At 62.4% G+C, this 15,110-nt stretch carries 14 protein-coding genes; 3 read left to right on the forward strand and 11 right to left on the reverse strand.

The window, feature by feature from the left end; translation table 11 throughout:
* Positions 1-14: 14 nt before the first annotated feature.
* The 4 genes from Pan44_RS13330 to msrA all read right to left on the reverse strand — a co-directional run bounded on the left by Pan44_RS13330 (position 15) and on the right by msrA (position 2,633).
* On the reverse strand, positions 15-233 hold the full coding sequence (locus Pan44_RS13330) for a hypothetical protein (protein WP_145030535.1): 219 nt from the start codon (positions 231-233) through the stop codon (positions 15-17).
* 81 nt (positions 234-314) lie between these two features.
* Positions 315-497: a hypothetical protein gene (locus tag Pan44_RS13335; RefSeq protein ID WP_145030536.1), complete on the reverse strand. Its 183-nt coding sequence runs from the start codon at positions 495-497 to the stop codon at positions 315-317.
* 101 nt (positions 498-598) lie between these two features.
* A complete protein-coding gene (locus tag Pan44_RS13340; RefSeq protein WP_145030537.1) occupies positions 599-2,011 on the reverse strand; it encodes a hypothetical protein in 1,413 nt (470 codons plus the stop codon).
* A gap of 94 nt (positions 2,012-2,105) precedes the next feature.
* Positions 2,106-2,633 carry a peptide-methionine (S)-S-oxide reductase MsrA gene (msrA, locus tag Pan44_RS13345; RefSeq protein ID WP_145030538.1) on the reverse strand — a complete coding sequence of 176 codons (528 nt, stop codon included), beginning with the start codon at positions 2,631-2,633 and terminating at the stop codon, positions 2,106-2,108.
* A gap of 138 nt (positions 2,634-2,771) precedes the next feature.
* Here msrA and Pan44_RS13350 point away from each other — a divergent pair, with 138 nt between their 5' ends.
* Positions 2,772-4,592 carry a dynamin family protein gene (locus tag Pan44_RS13350; protein WP_145030539.1) on the forward strand — a complete coding sequence of 607 codons (1,821 nt, stop codon included), beginning with the start codon at positions 2,772-2,774 and terminating at the stop codon, positions 4,590-4,592.
* On the opposite strand, the gene Pan44_RS13355 is transcribed toward Pan44_RS13350, so the two are convergent.
* The 3 genes from Pan44_RS13355 to Pan44_RS13365 form a co-directional block, all read right to left on the reverse strand.
* On the reverse strand, positions 4,540-5,001 hold the full coding sequence (locus Pan44_RS13355; protein ID WP_145030540.1) for a zinc-ribbon domain containing protein: 462 nt from the start codon (positions 4,999-5,001) through the stop codon (positions 4,540-4,542). The genes Pan44_RS13350 and Pan44_RS13355 overlap by 53 nt on opposite strands.
* A gap of 64 nt (positions 5,002-5,065) precedes the next feature.
* Entirely contained in the window at positions 5,066-5,998 is a 933-nt protein-coding gene (locus Pan44_RS13360; RefSeq protein WP_145030541.1) for a sugar phosphate isomerase/epimerase family protein, read from the reverse strand.
* Positions 5,999-6,047: 49 nt separating this feature from the next.
* Positions 6,048-6,851 carry a TatD family hydrolase gene (locus Pan44_RS13365; protein ID WP_145030542.1) on the reverse strand — a complete coding sequence of 268 codons (804 nt, stop codon included), beginning with the start codon at positions 6,849-6,851 and terminating at the stop codon, positions 6,048-6,050.
* Positions 6,852-7,102: 251 nt separating this feature from the next.
* Between Pan44_RS13365 and Pan44_RS13370 the strand changes: the two genes are divergently transcribed.
* Complete coding sequence (locus tag Pan44_RS13370) at positions 7,103-8,971, forward strand: NPCBM/NEW2 domain-containing protein (protein ID WP_145030543.1); 1,869 nt, start codon at positions 7,103-7,105, stop codon at positions 8,969-8,971.
* Positions 8,972-9,033: 62 nt separating this feature from the next.
* Positions 9,034-10,800 carry an ArnT family glycosyltransferase gene (locus Pan44_RS13375; protein WP_197454064.1) on the forward strand — a complete coding sequence of 589 codons (1,767 nt, stop codon included), beginning with the start codon at positions 9,034-9,036 and terminating at the stop codon, positions 10,798-10,800.
* 14 nt (positions 10,801-10,814) lie between these two features.
* Here the strand turns inward: Pan44_RS13375 and Pan44_RS13380 are convergent, their stop codons facing one another.
* The 4 genes from Pan44_RS13380 to Pan44_RS13395 all read right to left on the reverse strand — a co-directional run bounded on the left by Pan44_RS13380 (position 10,815) and on the right by Pan44_RS13395 (position 15,006).
* Positions 10,815-12,383: a hypothetical protein gene (locus Pan44_RS13380; RefSeq protein ID WP_145030545.1), complete on the reverse strand. Its 1,569-nt coding sequence runs from the start codon at positions 12,381-12,383 to the stop codon at positions 10,815-10,817.
* Between the two features lie 43 nt (positions 12,384-12,426).
* The gene (locus Pan44_RS13385) at positions 12,427-13,329 is read right to left on the reverse strand and encodes an ABC transporter ATP-binding protein (RefSeq protein WP_145030546.1); all 903 of its coding nucleotides are present in this window, start codon (positions 13,327-13,329) and stop codon (positions 12,427-12,429) included.
* Positions 13,330-13,332: 3 nt separating this feature from the next.
* Positions 13,333-13,728, reverse strand: coding sequence for a GntR family transcriptional regulator (locus Pan44_RS13390; protein ID WP_145030547.1), 396 nt, complete (start codon positions 13,726-13,728; stop codon positions 13,333-13,335).
* Between the two features lie 204 nt (positions 13,729-13,932).
* Complete coding sequence (locus tag Pan44_RS13395; RefSeq protein WP_145030548.1) at positions 13,933-15,006, reverse strand: GspE/PulE/PilB domain-containing protein; 1,074 nt, start codon at positions 15,004-15,006, stop codon at positions 13,933-13,935.
* Positions 15,007-15,110: the final 104 nt, after the last annotated feature.

Raw genomic sequence — 15,110 nt, forward strand, 5'->3', positions numbered from 1 at the left:
ACTTCGGAGGCCTCCTAACGGGTGCCGCCCTGCGTGTTGTAGCTTTCCTCGATCAGCGTATCGGTCGACTCGTTGAAGTATTTCTGGATCTTCGGCCAGCCCACCTTGAGGATGAAGATGAGGATCGGAACGGCAATGGCCGCAAGGATCAGGATGGTTTCGATGCTGAGGGCCGCGCGGCGGAGCACGCCCGCTGGCTTCTCTGTCCGTCGGCGGTTGAGGAACGAGTGCATATCGAAACCCTGGGGGGCGGTCGTCCGGTTTCAACGAAACCATTCTGACAATCGGTCAGGCAGGCGCCTGGACTCCAACGATCACAGGAACGGCATGGCAATCAGGTCGCAGGTCAGCTCGAACACCAGGCCCAGAATCCTTCGAGTCTGCGGAAGGGCCATGGCGACGAGCGGCAGCAGGGCTGTGGCCATGAGCACGTAATCGAGTGTCTGTCCGGCCCGTGCCGGCAGAGAACGACGACGTTTCACGAGCCTTCGCTGCATCCGTGAAGAATAGCGAACGCTGCAGGGGCGATGCCAGAAGGGTTTCGGGAGGCCTCCTGTCTCCCGCCTGGCCGCGAGCTTCAACAGCAGTCCCGGACGTTTCAGCGGCCCGCGCCGGTCGACTCCTGAGCCGACCGGTCGGTGGTCCGATGCATGCGCCCGAACAGCCTGGGGCGTCCCCAAAGAAACGCCAGGCAAAGCAGCGGCGCAACCCCTCGCAGTGCCAGCCACAGCCAGTCGGAACTCGGCGGAAGTGCGTAGAATTCCACGGTCCGTCCGGGGCTGCCGTGGGACGAGCGGGAAAGTGCGAAGCCGGAGCCGTCAGGCACAGCGAAGAACCTGGCGTCGGCAAAGTCCACAAGCCCGACGCGCTTTCCGTGTTCCGCATCGAACAAGAGCGCTGTCCGCGGAACCGGTGCTCCGTCCTCCAACTGCAGCCGGATTCCCAGCCGGCTGGCCCAGCGAATCAACACGGGTTGCCTCCGCTCACGGGCCCGTACGTTCTGAAACAGGGCATAACGGTCCCCCAGCATCGCGAGGGGCGGGCTCAGTCGTTCGTGGGGCGGCTCGATGTCGTCGTCTTGATCGACGACCTTGCCGTCTGCTGTCCGGATGCGCGTACTCCGCAACTGCCCCGATTGGTCCAATCCTCGATTCAGCAGGAACAGGCCGTCCTGCGAAAACTTCGCGGATCTCACGCCAAGTTCGGAAAACGACTTCTTCCAGACCCTCGACCGGGACGCCACCGACCAGACTTCGATCGACTCGAACGTCAGAAAGGCGAGCCATTGGCCATCGGGGGAGATGTCGATCAGTTCGAATGCTTCTGAGGGCGCGATCCCTTCCACCACGGAGTGGTCGTGAAAGTTGACCAGTGCGGGCGTCGTCCGGCGCCGTATGCCGGATGAGTCGATTGACGCCTTCGTGATCATCGCCACCTCGCCATCGACCAACGGGATCGACTGCACGTCACGCATAGTTCCGGTGAGACGATCCGTCTCCATGTCGTAGCGATGCAGAGTTGCGCCGGCGTGATAGAAGGCCCGGCGGTTGTCGAGGAATCTGTATTCGGCGACCCGCTCTGGAGAATTCCGGGTGGGATGCTGAGGTCTGGGACCAGCGTCCCACGGGAGGAAGTCGTAGTTGGGAACTCCTTCCTCGGATTCCTGGTACATCGTCGTCTGTTGTCGATCGACGCTCACGAGGTCGTTCGGCGTCAACCGTTCAGCAATCAGGCGCCCCGATGGAAATTCCCGAAACTCGACCGGGCCACGATGCAGGTCCGAGAGGCTGCCCCTCGCCGAGGTCTCTCGATGGGCGATCACCAATTCGCCTGCCCCTGAGAAACCCAATGCGGACTGGTCCGCTGCCAGTGCGAGTCTGGAAGAAGGACGGAGCGGCACAAACTCGCGCCAACGCCAGTAGATCGCAATTTCATAGACGACGATGGCAATCGTGAGCAGCACCCACAGACGAAATCGCGTGTCGCGAGACTTTCGTTCCGGTGCATCCATCAAACGCCCACCCGATTTCCGTTTTGCGACACCATACGCGGCAGGTCTGCGGATTGTGAAGTCGTGGCGAAAGGCCCGGTAGAGGTTTCGTCGCTCAGCGAATCAGGTCGCCGTGCTTCTCACGCACCTTGCAGACCTTTGGGAACGACACGCCGCGAATGTAGGGATGGCTCGGGTTCTGGCTCGCGAAATCCTGGTGGTACGCCTCTGCCGCGTAGAACTCGGTGGCCGGCTCGATTGTCGTCACGATGGGTGATGCGAACTTCCGTCCTTCGGTGAGGTCGGCGATCTTCGCCTTGGCCATCTCGATCTCGGCCGGGTCGCTGGTGAAGATGGCCGAACGATACTGCGTTCCAACATCCGCTCCCTGCCGGTTCAGCGTCGTCGGATCATGCGCATCGAAGAACACCTCGAGCAGGCGGTCATATCCGAGCACGGCCGGGTCGTAAGTGATGCGAATCGCCTCGGCGTGTCCGGTCCGTCCCGAACAGACTGCCTCGTAGTTCGCGGCCGCCGCGTCGCCGCCGATGTAGCCGGATTCGACCGATTCCACACCTTTCAGCTGTTCGAAAGCGGCCTCGGTGCACCAGAAACAACCGCCGGCGAGGATGGCTTGAGACATGGGATTCGAAGTTCCAAAGGACAGGAAGTGGATGGCACCTCATTGTAGGCGCTTCATTCAAGCGGGATCGTGATCCGGCACGCCCGATTGGGCGTTAGGATAGGGCAGCGTGAATTCCTGGTTCCAACCGGCCGGCCCATGTCCTTGAACGAACTTTCCCAGTTTGAAGCCCTCGCCCAGATCGACGATCTCGCGAAGCAGACGGAAACCTGGGCGACGCGGCCGATCGGCTGGGCGCCGGCCGCGCGGTCGCAGGCCCTCGTGAAGCGGGTGCTGTCGCGAGTCGAAACGCTCCGCATCCGCCTCGAAGCGCCGCTCGTTGTCGCCACGTTCGGGGGAACAGGCACCGGTAAGAGCTCGCTCGTCAATGCGCTTGTCGGCGAAGAATGCAGCGAATCGGGCCGGCAACGCCCGACCACCCGCCGGCCGATCGTGATCGCCCATCCGCGCACGGAACTGGAAGCACTCGGCCTGCCTCTTGATTCGATGGAAGTGATCCGCCGCGATTCGGAACTCCTTCGGGACATCGTCCTGATCGACTGCCCAGACCCGGACACCAGCGAAGGCGACACGTCAGGCAGCAACCTTGCCATCCTCCGCGGCCTGCTCCCCTATTGCGACGTCCTGATCTACACCTCCACCCAGCAGAAGTATCGCTCGGCCCGTGTGCTTGATGAACTGGGGCAGGGAGCCAACGGATGTCGGCTTTTCTTCGTGCAGACGCATGCCGATATCGACAGCGATGTACGCGAAGACTGGCGAGCCCAGCTGCGCGGAAGCTTTGAAGTCCCCGACATTTTCTTTGTCGACTCCCGTCGCGCGCTTCGCGAGCAGCAGGCCGGCCAGCGTCCATCGGGCGACTTCGGACGGCTGATTGATGCCCTCGCCACGCAGCTGGCGGCGTCGGAACGGGTCGGAGTGCGACGGGCCAACGTCATTGACCTCCTGCAGGCAGCCTTCATTCGTTGTCGGGGAACGCTGAACGAGGGCTGGCCGGCAGTCCATCAGTTGTCGACCGTCCTCATCGAACAGAAGCAGGTTCTCGCCCGCCGCATGGCCGAAGAGATGAAGAAGCAGCTCCTCACGAGCCGGCATCTCTGGGAGCGGCGGCTCCTTTCGGAAGTGACCGACACCTGGGGCTTTACCCCCTTTTCGGCGATGCTCAGGGCCTATGCCGGGCTCGGCGGTCTGATTGCCTCGTTCAGTTTCTATCGAGCGCGGAACAGCGTGCAGATGGCACTCATCGGGGCAGTGCAGGGGGCCCGCTGGCTGCAGTCGAAGCACCAGGAACTGGCGGCCGATTCCGTCGTCGCGAAGGCATCGACGTTCTCCCTGGGCGACGACCTCCTGCGCGAGGCGGAGATCGTCATCGAAGGGCACGTGCGGGCTTCGGAACTCGAACCGGGACGGACGATCAAGGCCAGCGTCGAAGACCTGCGGCAGCAGGCGGCTGCCGTCGAACGCCAGTTCCTGGGGGACGCCGGTCGCAGGATCGACGAGGTCATTCGATCCCTCGCCTCACAAAACTCCCGCTGGTACGTCCGCGCCTGGTATGAAACGCTGTTCGCGGCGTACATCGTCTTCGCGCTGGGACGCGTCGCCAAGAGTTTCTTCTACGATTCGTTCTGGCTTGATCGGCCGCTGCTTGGCACGGAGTTCTACATTCCCGCGCTGCTCTTCTTCGTGATCTGGTCGCTGTTGCTGGTGACCCTCTTCACACATCGCCTGAGACGCGGGCTGGGGGGCGAGATCCAGAAGCTGGTCAACGAAATGGTCGACCTGCGGCTTTCGCAGGGTCTGTTCCCACAGTGGGAGTCCGCCTGCCGCGACGCCGGAGACTTCCGCGAAGACCTCAACCGGCTGCTGGGACGGTCATCCACCCTCCGGGACAAGTTTGCCGTCGTTGCTATTGGGGGAGCGAAGGGGGTGAAACGCGAGGCGGTGATGGCGGAAGAATGATTCCGAGCCCGGCGAAGATTTTCCGTTGCACGATCTGGGAATCTTCCTCGCGCCAGCGTCCTTCGCGACGTTTCCGTCGACAGGCGGTGCAATACCTCGCCGACGAGTAGACCGAGCCTTTTGCGACTTCGTACCACCATTTCTGCTGAGTGGCCCGCCAGGTTTCGACAACCTCGCACCGCGGGCACTGGAAGGTCTGGTCGACGTAGTAGCCGCGGGTGACGAAGTCGGGCTCTCCATAGCTGTTTGAAGGAGCCAGCGCCTCACGCTTGACCAGCACGGCCTCGAGGTTGGCGATGGCGGTCCGCGCCTTGTCGTTCTTTTCGGCCTGAACTCGCAGGCGTTCGTCCTCGGATTTCGCCTTCCGACGGGCATCGAGGATCTGACGTTTCTGCTTGCCGCTGGTCATCGTCGTTCCGGCCTTGAGCTTGCCGGTTGGGTGGACACGAGTCCGGTGCGCGGGTTCGATGACGTCAGCCGAACGCCTTCCTCAGCATCGCCAGGCTCTTCGGGACCTCGACCTCGTAATTCCCCTTTCCCTCGAACTCGAGCGAGATGTAGCCGCCATAGTTGACCTTCTTCAGCGTCGCCGCCACGCGGTCGTAGTCGATGTCGAGCGTGTACCACTTCCCGTCACCGCCGTAAGTCTTCGCCTGCACCAACGCCGCGTACGGCGCGAGAGCCTCGTATTGCTCGTACTGGTTCTCGAGGAAGTTGCCCGTATCGAGAGTCGCCCGCAGCCATGGGCTCTTCACTGCCTCGATGATCCTGATCACTCCGGCCGCGTCACGCCCCAGGCCCCAGTGGTTCTCGAGGCCCATCACGACGCCGCATTCCTCGGCCTTCGCGAGGCAGTCCGTCAGCCCGTCGATGGCCCACTTGAAACCGTCGTCGTCGGTGTACCCCTCGAGGCGCGGCTCGATCCCTTTATTGGCCATCAGCGCGTCGAAGTTCTTGCTCGTTCCCCACCGGCCGGTGTTCACGCGGATGGTGGGAATGCCCAGGCGATACGCCAGTTCGATGCACTTCGTCGTATGCTCGACGTTCTTCTTGCGAAAGTCGGCATCGGGACTGATGAAGCTTTGATGGGTGGAGAAGCCGCAAAGGTCCATTCCCAGGCTGAAGGCCCGCTGCTTGATCTTCATTAGTGCGGAGTTCGATTCATCCGTCATCTGGATGTGCAGGACCTCGACGCCGTCGAACCCGGCGTCCGCGGCCAGCTCGATGCACTTTTCGATCGGCAGCTTGGTGTCGTTGTTGAACCGCCAGTACGAGTAGGTCGAAGTCGCGATGCGGTTGGGGCGTGATTTCGTTTCAGGCACTTCGGCTGCGACCGTCAGCGGGCCGGGCAGAAGAGTCGCGGCCGTCGCAGCCATTGAGGTCGTCAGCCAGTCGCGTCGATTCATAAAGCCTTCCTCCGGCGGATTCCAAGTCCGGGCGACCGAGTCGCTGCGATCACTTGAACTTGAACCGCTTGCATTGCGAGAAGAATTCGAGCGGGTTGTCGTAAACCACCTTCTTGATCTTCGCGTCGCTGTGACCGCGTTTCTTCATCTCCTGGATGAATTCGGGCACGGCCAGAGGGTTCGACGGCCCCCAGTCTCCGGCGGAATTGACCATGATCCGGTCGTCGCCCCAGCGCTCGATGATGTCGGCCGCACGGGCCGGAGTGCATTTCGTCGTCGGGTAGAGCGTCATGCCGCACCAGAAGCCGTTCTTCCTGGCCAGCCCGACCGTGTGCTCTTCGACGTGATCGACACACACGGTGCCGGGATCGAGCTCGGAATGCTCCTTGAGCATGTCGATGATCATCCGCGTCCCCTTGTACTTGTCCTGCAGGTGGGGCGTATGGATCAGGATCAGCTCATCGATCTTCGAGGCGAGTTCGAGATGCTCGGAGAAGATCGTCGCCTCGTTCTTGGTGTTCTTGTTCAGACCAATCTCACCGATCCCGAGCACTCCCGTGCGATCGATGAATTCGGGGATCATCTTGATGACTTCGCGCGACAGCTCAACGTTCTCGGCTTCCTTGGCATTGATGCACAGCCACGTGAAATGCGCCAGGCCCGACCAGCCGGCGCGCTTGGGCTCGAACTCGGTGAGCTGGCGGAAATAGTCGCGGAATCCGTCGACGGATCCGCGATCGAACCCCGCCCAGAATGCCGGCTCGCTGACGGCGACGCAGCCCATGCGGGCCATGCGTTCGTAGTCGTCGGTCGTCCGCGAGACCATGTGGATGTGGGGATCGATGTACTGCATAAGGGCACTTCAATAGTCGGTCGTCGGAAGCGAACTCGATTGTCCCGATTGCGTCGCGATTTGTCAGCTACTCCCAGAGGATTCCCCATGAAGGACCCCTCCTCACTCCACGACATCAGGGACAGTTTCATCGTTGCCTTTTTTCAGCATGGTTCCGATCAGCCGGGCGCGTCCTGACGGCGTTTTTTGCTAAAGTGGTTCCCTCGCCAGACCGTCGATGGCGGTTGCATCCGGGAAAGGGAGCAGGGCTGATGAATCGAAGCATTGGCGCCGGGCTGGGGACGCTGGTTGTGGCCGCGCTGGCCTGCTGTGACGCGAGGGCCGACACCATTCAAACCGCGGCCGGCGAGACGATCACCGGTAAGGAGTCGATGATCGTCGACGGAACGCTGGTGCTTCCCGCCTCTGATGGAAAGCCCGAGGTTCGATTCCCGCTGGCTGATCTTGATCGGGTGACGTTCTCCCCGTCCCGGCCGACAGGCGATCTCAAGGCCCGTTTTGTCCGGATCGACCAGCCGGGGGCGGGTAAGCCCCTGTCGCTCGCGGAAGTCGAGCTGTTTGAGGGAGACAAGAAGATCGCGCAAGGCGCAAAGGCCCGTCAGTCGGTCAGCTATATGGATGATGACGAGAAATGGGGCGCGCAGAAGGCGATCGATGGCAAAACCGGTGGGGACTCGACGACTGACGGGGTGACCCGGACGTTGCCGACCGGCGATCCCTGGTGGGAAGTTGAGCTGCCCTCGGACGCGGGGATCGGGAAGATGGTGGTCTGGCTCCGGACCGACGCCCAGCCGAACACCAAGATGGCCGGCTTCCGGGTGCAGCTTCTGAACGCCCAGCGACAATTGCTGTGGACGAAATCCTTCAACAATCCCGCAGGCCCGAAGGTGGAGATCGAACCTCCGGTTCACAGCGACAAGTTGTCGGCCGATGACATCAAGGCCATTGAAACGCTGGGGACGGTCAAGGGAACGCTTCCATTGGCTGCACTGGTCAGCGCGTGGATCCGCGATGAGAAGGTCACGGTTCCGGCCGAGACGTCGGGCCAGCAATCGACATCGACGGTCGTTCGCGCAGCGCGGGGAGGGTTTTCGGCAGAAGCGCCTCAGCAGCAGACCGCCGCGGTCAAGTCGGCCCCACTCATCGCGGATGGCGAGTGGCTGATCAGGTTCGAACCCGATGGATTCCTGGTTGGAAAGATCACCTCCTGGAATGAACAAGGGCTGAGCGTCGAGTTTCAGCTCGAGCGTCATCCTCGATCCATCGTGATTCCAACGGCGGCTGTCATCGAAGTGTCGTCGAAAGACGTCATCATGAAGACTTTGTCGCTCGACCGTTCCCAGATTTCCACCGAGGGGGACACCGTTTTCGCGAAGGCGGAGGGGAATGCCCTCCAGGCAGTTGTGGGGACGGTCAAGGGGATCGAAGGGGAGTCGCTGCAGTTTGAGTTTCAGGGCAAGGTGCGGGGGATCAAGCTGGCGCGTGTCGCTTCGATCATGCGAAAAAGGGCCGCGAACCCGACGGCATCCACCCAGGCTCTCGTCCAACTGTCGAACGCAATGCGCCTGTGCGGCCGTCCGAAATCGCTCTCGGGATCGACGGCCGTTCTGGAGCTTCCCTGGCAACAGCCCTTCAAACTTGGACGGTCGTCCATGAAGTCCTTTTCAGTCTGGAATGGCCGCGCCGTCGCGCTGACGGACCTTGAACCGTCTGGAGTGGAGTACACGCCGTTCCTCGATCGGGTTCTGCCGTACAGCACGAACGAATCGCTGACCGGCAGTCCGCTGGCGATCGGCAACGCGACCTACGAACGAGGTCTTTGCGTCCATTCCGGAACGAGGCTCACCTACGACCTCGGCGGCGCGTTTGAAAAACTCCGACTGCAGGTCGGATTGCAGAAAGAGGACGGGCTCCGTGGGCAGGCGGTCGTCCGGATCAAGGGGGACGACTCCGTTCTCGCGGAGAAGCCGGTCGCGGGATCGGCCCCGGCCGAAACAGTCGATGTCTCGCTCGCAGGAAAAAGAATGCTGGTGATCGAGATCGATTACGGCGACGGCCTGGATGTGGGAGATCATGTGGTCATTGGTCAACCGGTTCTGGTGCGGACTTCGACGCCGTGAGTGAAATGGAAGACGGAGCCCGACGGCAGAGCCGGAGGGCAGAAGCAATTGTGGTGGCGTTGATGCTCGTTCATGCGGGGTGGCTCGCATGGAGCGCCACCTGGCAATCTCCCACGCTCAATGAGCCCGGGCATCTCGCGTCCGGAGTCGCCCACTGGAAGCTCGGTCGGTTCGAGCCCTACGCAGTCAATCCGCCAGTCGTACGGATGATCGCCGCGCTCCCCGTTCTGGGGGTCGGCTGCGAGACAGATTGGTCGAGCTTTCGTGGCCGGCCAGGAGAACGACCGGAGTTTCCGCTCGGCAGCGACTTCATCAAGGCGAACGGGAGCCGTTCCCAGTGGCTTTTCGTCCTCTCACGGTGGATCTGTCTGCCGTTCAGTTTACTCGGCGCCTGGATGTGCTTCGTGTGGGGCAGAGCGCTGTTCAGCCCTTTGGCTGGAGTTCTGGCCTGTGCTCTCTGGTGCGTCGAACCGAACATCATCGCCCACGGACAGCTGATCACCTCCGACATCGCGGCGACTTCACTCGGTCTCGTCTCGATGTGGACCTTCTGGAGATGGCTGCAGCAGCCGGGCTGGTGGTCGGCCGGGATCGCCGGCGCCGGCCTGGCGCTTGCGGTGCTCGCCAAATTCTCCTGGCTGGTGTTGTTCGGCCTTTGGCCGCTGCTGTGGATCCTCGTGATCGTGCAGAGGCGGCGACAAAGGAGAGCGATGTCGCAGGCGGCCGCTCCGGTCGGGCCTGGAGGCGCAATACCGAGGCAGGCTGCGCAGATGCTGGCGCTGATCTTCGTGGCGGTTTACGGGATCAATCTGGCTTACGGCTTCGACGGCTCATTCAGCCGCCTTGGTTCGTTCCAGTTTGCCAGCAAAGCGTTGTCCGGTCAGTCGCAGCCCGGCCGGCTTGCCAACCGTTTTTCCGGGAGCCCGATCGCGGAAGTCCCGGTTCCTCTCCCGCGTCAATTCATCCTTGGGCTCGATCTGCAGAAGAAGGACTTCGAGCACTTCCCGCACGAGTCGTATCTTCGCGGCGAATGGCGACAGGGAGGCTGGTGGTACTACTACATCTACGCCGCTGCGGTGAAGCTGCCGGTGGGCTTCCTGGTCCTCGCGATCACGGCGGTGCTCGTGCGGCTCAGTTGCGGGCCCTTCGCCTCATCACCTGTCGCCCGCCTCGGTCAATGGATCCTGCTGATCCCCTCGGTCGTGTTGTTCGCGATCGTCAGTTCGGAGACCGGGTTCAACCATCACTTTCGTTATGTCCTGCCCTGTTTCGGCCCGGTGTTCATTCTGACTTCGGGGATGGCCGCCGTGGGCAGCAGGGCGTTGCGCGCGTGGATTGCCGCGAACTGGACATGGATGGCCGTTTCGAGCGTCCTCGCCGCGCCGCACAGCCTGAGCTATTTCAACGAACTCGCCGGCGGGATGCGGAACGGCGCCGCGCATCTGCTGCACAGCAACGTCGACTGGGGACAGGACCTTGTCGCCCTCGAAAACTGGATCGGGCGTCATCCCGATTCGAAGCCTGTCTACCTCGCCTACTACGGCTTCTATGATCCGCAGGCCTATGGCGTGGCCGCTGAGATCGGCCCGCAGGGACCATTCGGGGAGACCCGGCCGCTCGACTGGTCGTTCAGGCCCGGATACTACGCCATCAGCGTCAACTACCTTCACGGAACGGCGTGGCGACTGCAGAACCGATTTGCCTACCAGCCATTCCTGAAGCAGACGCCGATCGCCTGGTGCGGCGGTTCAATCGCGATCTATCGGGTCGACGAACGGCAGGCGAAGGAATTGACGGACGCGGCGATCGCCTCGCAAATGAAGAGGTAGTATCCCGGCCGGTCCTATCGTGAACGATTCCAGGCGATCGCCAGTGGGGATGTTGCCCACGGCGAGACCGCGAGGGCCACCGCGGCCGCAACAAGAAAACCGACGGCCACGGGCGGCGAATTCTGAAGCAGGCCCCAGGCTCCGATGGCGGCGAGAAGGACAGCGACGGAGATCGCCATCATCACTGTTTTCGAGCTGATCATCGCCCGGCGTTTGGCCACTACAAAGGCCAGGATCGTCCCCAGGATCGTTGCAGAGGACAACAGGTAGACCGTTCCGAGAAACCCAACGCTGAGAATCTGCTGTCGCAGGTCGCGCGGCGCCGCGAGCTGAACAGTGATCCCGAAACTGAAAACCGCAACTAAGGCAGCGACGATGACCGCCCCAAAAACCTGGGCCCGTCCCGTCAGAGCGATCGTGGCTCCGACTGCCGTACTGATCCAGGGGCAAACGATGAGCGTGATGATCAACCAGGTCGGCTGCTGGAGCCGATCGTACGGTTCATTGATGGCGTAGGCCGCGAGGAAAGCGGCCAGCCACAATGCAGTCGCGATCGCCACGCTGCGGAGTTGCACGGCGATCATGCAGCGTGCCAGGGTTGACGAGGTGATGGGCCGGGTCCCGAGAAATGGGCCGATGGACCAGTTCGCTTCGGTTGGGCCGAGGCGGCATCCGAATGCGGAGATCAGCCCTGCCGTCACGGCGACGGTGACGCCGCTGCCCGTCGCGAGCCGGAGGAGCGTCACGGGATTCCGATCGAAGACGAGCCATAGCGAGAATGCGACGAGCATACTGGCGAAACTGAGGGCGGGCAGGATCCAGCCTCTGCGACGCCGTTCGGCCCAAACCATGGCCCGCTCCGCAGACTGAAATGGCGCCGAGCCTGAATGGGCCTGATCCAGCAGCCATTCCAGACGGCGTTCAAGGTGCAGGGCTGGCAAGGGCTCCTGTCGCCGCTGCCGTGCAATGCCGGACACGGCCACGAAGCCCGACAGATTGGCGATACACAAAAGGAACAGGAAGTCCCCGACTGTGACCTCCCTCCAGAAGTGCGTCGGCGGGCGAAACACCATCCCGAGGTGCGACCGGAACCAGATGCCGAGGACGACGCCCACGAATGCGAGAGACGGAATCAGCCAGAACGATTTGTCCGTGTACCAGTAAGTGGCGACGACGGCGGGCAGTATCACCGCGAGGAACAGAGCAGGGCCAAGAAGGGGCCAGTCGAGCGGGAGGAGCGTATTCAAGATGAGCGTGCAGGCCCCCCACATGGCCGCGCTGATCAGCCCGGCGGGCAGCAACTGAAGGAGAACGATGCCGGGAGTGCTGATTGGACGGGCAAACAGCCGGGCATACGGTCCGAGCGCCGCAAACACCGCTGCGCCGACCATCAGCATCCCAATCTGCATCATGATCGACTGGACCATGATCAATGACGGCTCGGATGGCTGGAATGCGCCGCGCCTGTGCATTTCACCGAACAGCAATAGCGGGAGCAGGATGGCGGCGAGCATCGAGGCGGGGAGCCACCAGCGGCCGCGATTCAGAAATTCCCAGGCAAGGGTGGTGGGGATCGTTCGCATGGTCGGTCAACCAGACGGAGACGGATGGAAGAGGAGCTGCCGATCAGCGGGAGACGCGGTTCAGGAAGACTTCGTCGAGAGACAGCGCGGCTTCATCGACGACTTTCGCCCCGAGCGCCTCTGCTGCGCGTCGGAGCTGCAGGCTTTCGCCTCCGCAGAGATACGTCCACTCGGCCCCCTGGCCGGAGGCCGACAGTGAGCCGACGAGGCTGGGAGCTGCCGGAAGAGGCCCTTCGAAGCGGAGCGTCACGCGGCGGTGTGTGTCGTGAATTTCGTCCATCGAGGCGGACATCAGGATCCGTCCCTGGTGGATCATGGCGACGCGGTCAGCGACGCGCTCGACTTCATCGAGCAGGTGGGAAGAAAACAGCACGGTCCTCCCTTCCTCGGCGATCGTCCGGATGATGGCGCCGAGGATGTCGCGGCGGACAACCGGGTCGAGTCCCGAGGACGGTTCATCAAGGACGAGAAGATCCGGGCGATGCGCGAGGGCGACGAGCAGGCCGGCCCGCGCGCGCTGGCCGCGCGAGAGATTCCTTACCTTCGTGAGGGGATCGAGGTCGAACGCCTCTCGCAGTTCTTCGGCATACCGCGGGTCCCAGGCGGGATAGAACGCCTGCGTGTACCTGATCAGTTCCGAGACCCGCATCCAGTCCGGGAGGTCCCGCTCCTCCGAGAGGTATCCGATGCGACCCAGGACGCCGACAGCGTTCTCGATCGGGTCGAGCCCGAATACGCGGACCGTTCCCGACTGGGCCTTGAATAATCCGAGGACATGCTTGATCAGGGTCGTCTTGCCGGCCCCGTTGCCGCCGATGAGCCCGAAGACCCCGCCCCTGGGGATCGTCAGAGAGACATCGTCGAGCGCCACCTTCCGACCGAAATGGCGAGTGATGCGGTGCAGTTCGACGATGGGAGGAGCCGCCGACGGAAATGAATCGGACATGAGTTACTCCTGGGGACGGGACGATTCGAGGGCTGATAGACGCTGCTGGATGAGCTTGAGCACTTCCTCGACGGGGACGTTCATCTGGGCGGCCTCCGCGAGAAGCGCATCGATGCGCCCGGTGAGAATCCGCAGGCGTTCCTTTCGGGCCAGCGGCGAGCCCTGGTCGGAGACATAGGTGCCGGCAGTGCGGCGTTTTTCGACGAGGCCGGCGGCTTCGAGTTCTCGATAGGCCCGGGCGACGGTGTTCGGGTTCACGAGCAACTGCTCGGCCAGTACGCGGATTGCCGGCATTTCTTCGCCGGGGGAGAGCCGTCCCGCCGCGACCAGGTATTTGACCTGGTTGACGATCTGCAGATAGATCGGCACGCCGTCGGCGGAGGAAATGTGGAGTTGCACGAGTCCACCACTGTGCTTGCTTGTATTAATCAATTAATACAATTGGCGCGGGGAGTCGGCAATGGAGATTCCTGGATTTCTTTCGGACCTCTCCGGGGGCGCGGGTCGTGGGACCAGGTGTCGAGTGGCGGCTGGCGTCAACGAAAACACCGCGGACATCGCTTCGCGACGCCCGCGGTGTTTTCCGATGTCGATCTGCTCAAATCACTTATTCTTGAGCGGCTTCCAGTAGCTGAGAAGCACGTAGCCGATCGTGGGAGGGGCTGTGAGCAGGGTGACGAGCCAGAATTTCGTCACCCAGGGCTGAGTGACCCGGAGCGTCCCCATGCTGTTCAGGAGGACGTGTGTGAAGCAGGGAATCATAATGCTCACACACATCATCAGAATGCCCATCTGCTTTCGGCTCTGCTTTTCTTCGTCCGACAGCTCTGCGGGCTTTCCCCCCTTCTTCGCGGCCGACTTGTCTGGCTTCTTTCCGTCCCGGGCCTTGGTGTCCCCTTTTTCCGCCTTCTTCCCGCTCTTGGCCTTCGGCTGCGGCGCGGGCGCTTCGACTTCGTCCCGCATGCCAGGAGCGTAGTACTTCGCGATCCCCTGGTTGATTGCCCGGGGGACCGCGATGACGGGCCGCACCGGCACGCCGTAGCGCAGCCGCAGTTCTTCCTCGAGCTCGTGTTCGATTTCGTCGATCGTGGCGATCATCAGCCGGTCGTCGTCGACAAACAGCGGGATGAACGAATACTGCTTAACGAGTGATCGAGGGACGAGGTCGAGCGCCGAGTCCTCGGGAAGGACGTCTTCCAGGTCGATGTAGGAGTAGCCCAGCTGCTGGGCCAGGGCCTTGGCGGCCATTTCGGCGTCCACAAGCTTCATCTGGACGACGGCGTCGCGATGGGACAGGCCGCGGCGATCGGCAAACTCCTCGATCTCCGATTTCTGCGAGCGTTCGATGTTCCCCTGGCGAATGAGGACGTCGAGGAGCGGCTGCCGGCCGAACTCGTCGCGTTCGGGTGGGAACTCGCGGCCCATTCCCTCGTCGTAGTCGCGTTTCCGCTCGATGTCGGTCAGGCAGAGCATGGCCTTCGCCATCTCGTTCAGCATGTCCTGCGACTGCATCGAGTACTGGCCGGTGGCGTACTTACGGACGTGGGTGTTGAGCTTCTTGTAATGGGCCCGGATCTTGTCCAGGTCGTCTTCAAACCGCTTGATGCGCAGGAGCTCATAGTGGTCGGGCGGACGCTGGCCTTCGGGGATGCCGAGCCATTCCTTGTAGAAGTCCATCGGTGCGGTGCTCGCGGGGCAAACGTGACATGCGACCTGAGCTATGGAGTTTATTGCAAATTGCAGCGAGGCCAAACGTAAAGCACCCCGGCCGCGTGAAAGCG

Source organism: Caulifigura coniformis (genome assembly GCF_007745175.1).
Lineage (GTDB): Bacteria > Planctomycetota > Planctomycetia > Planctomycetales > Planctomycetaceae > Caulifigura > Caulifigura coniformis.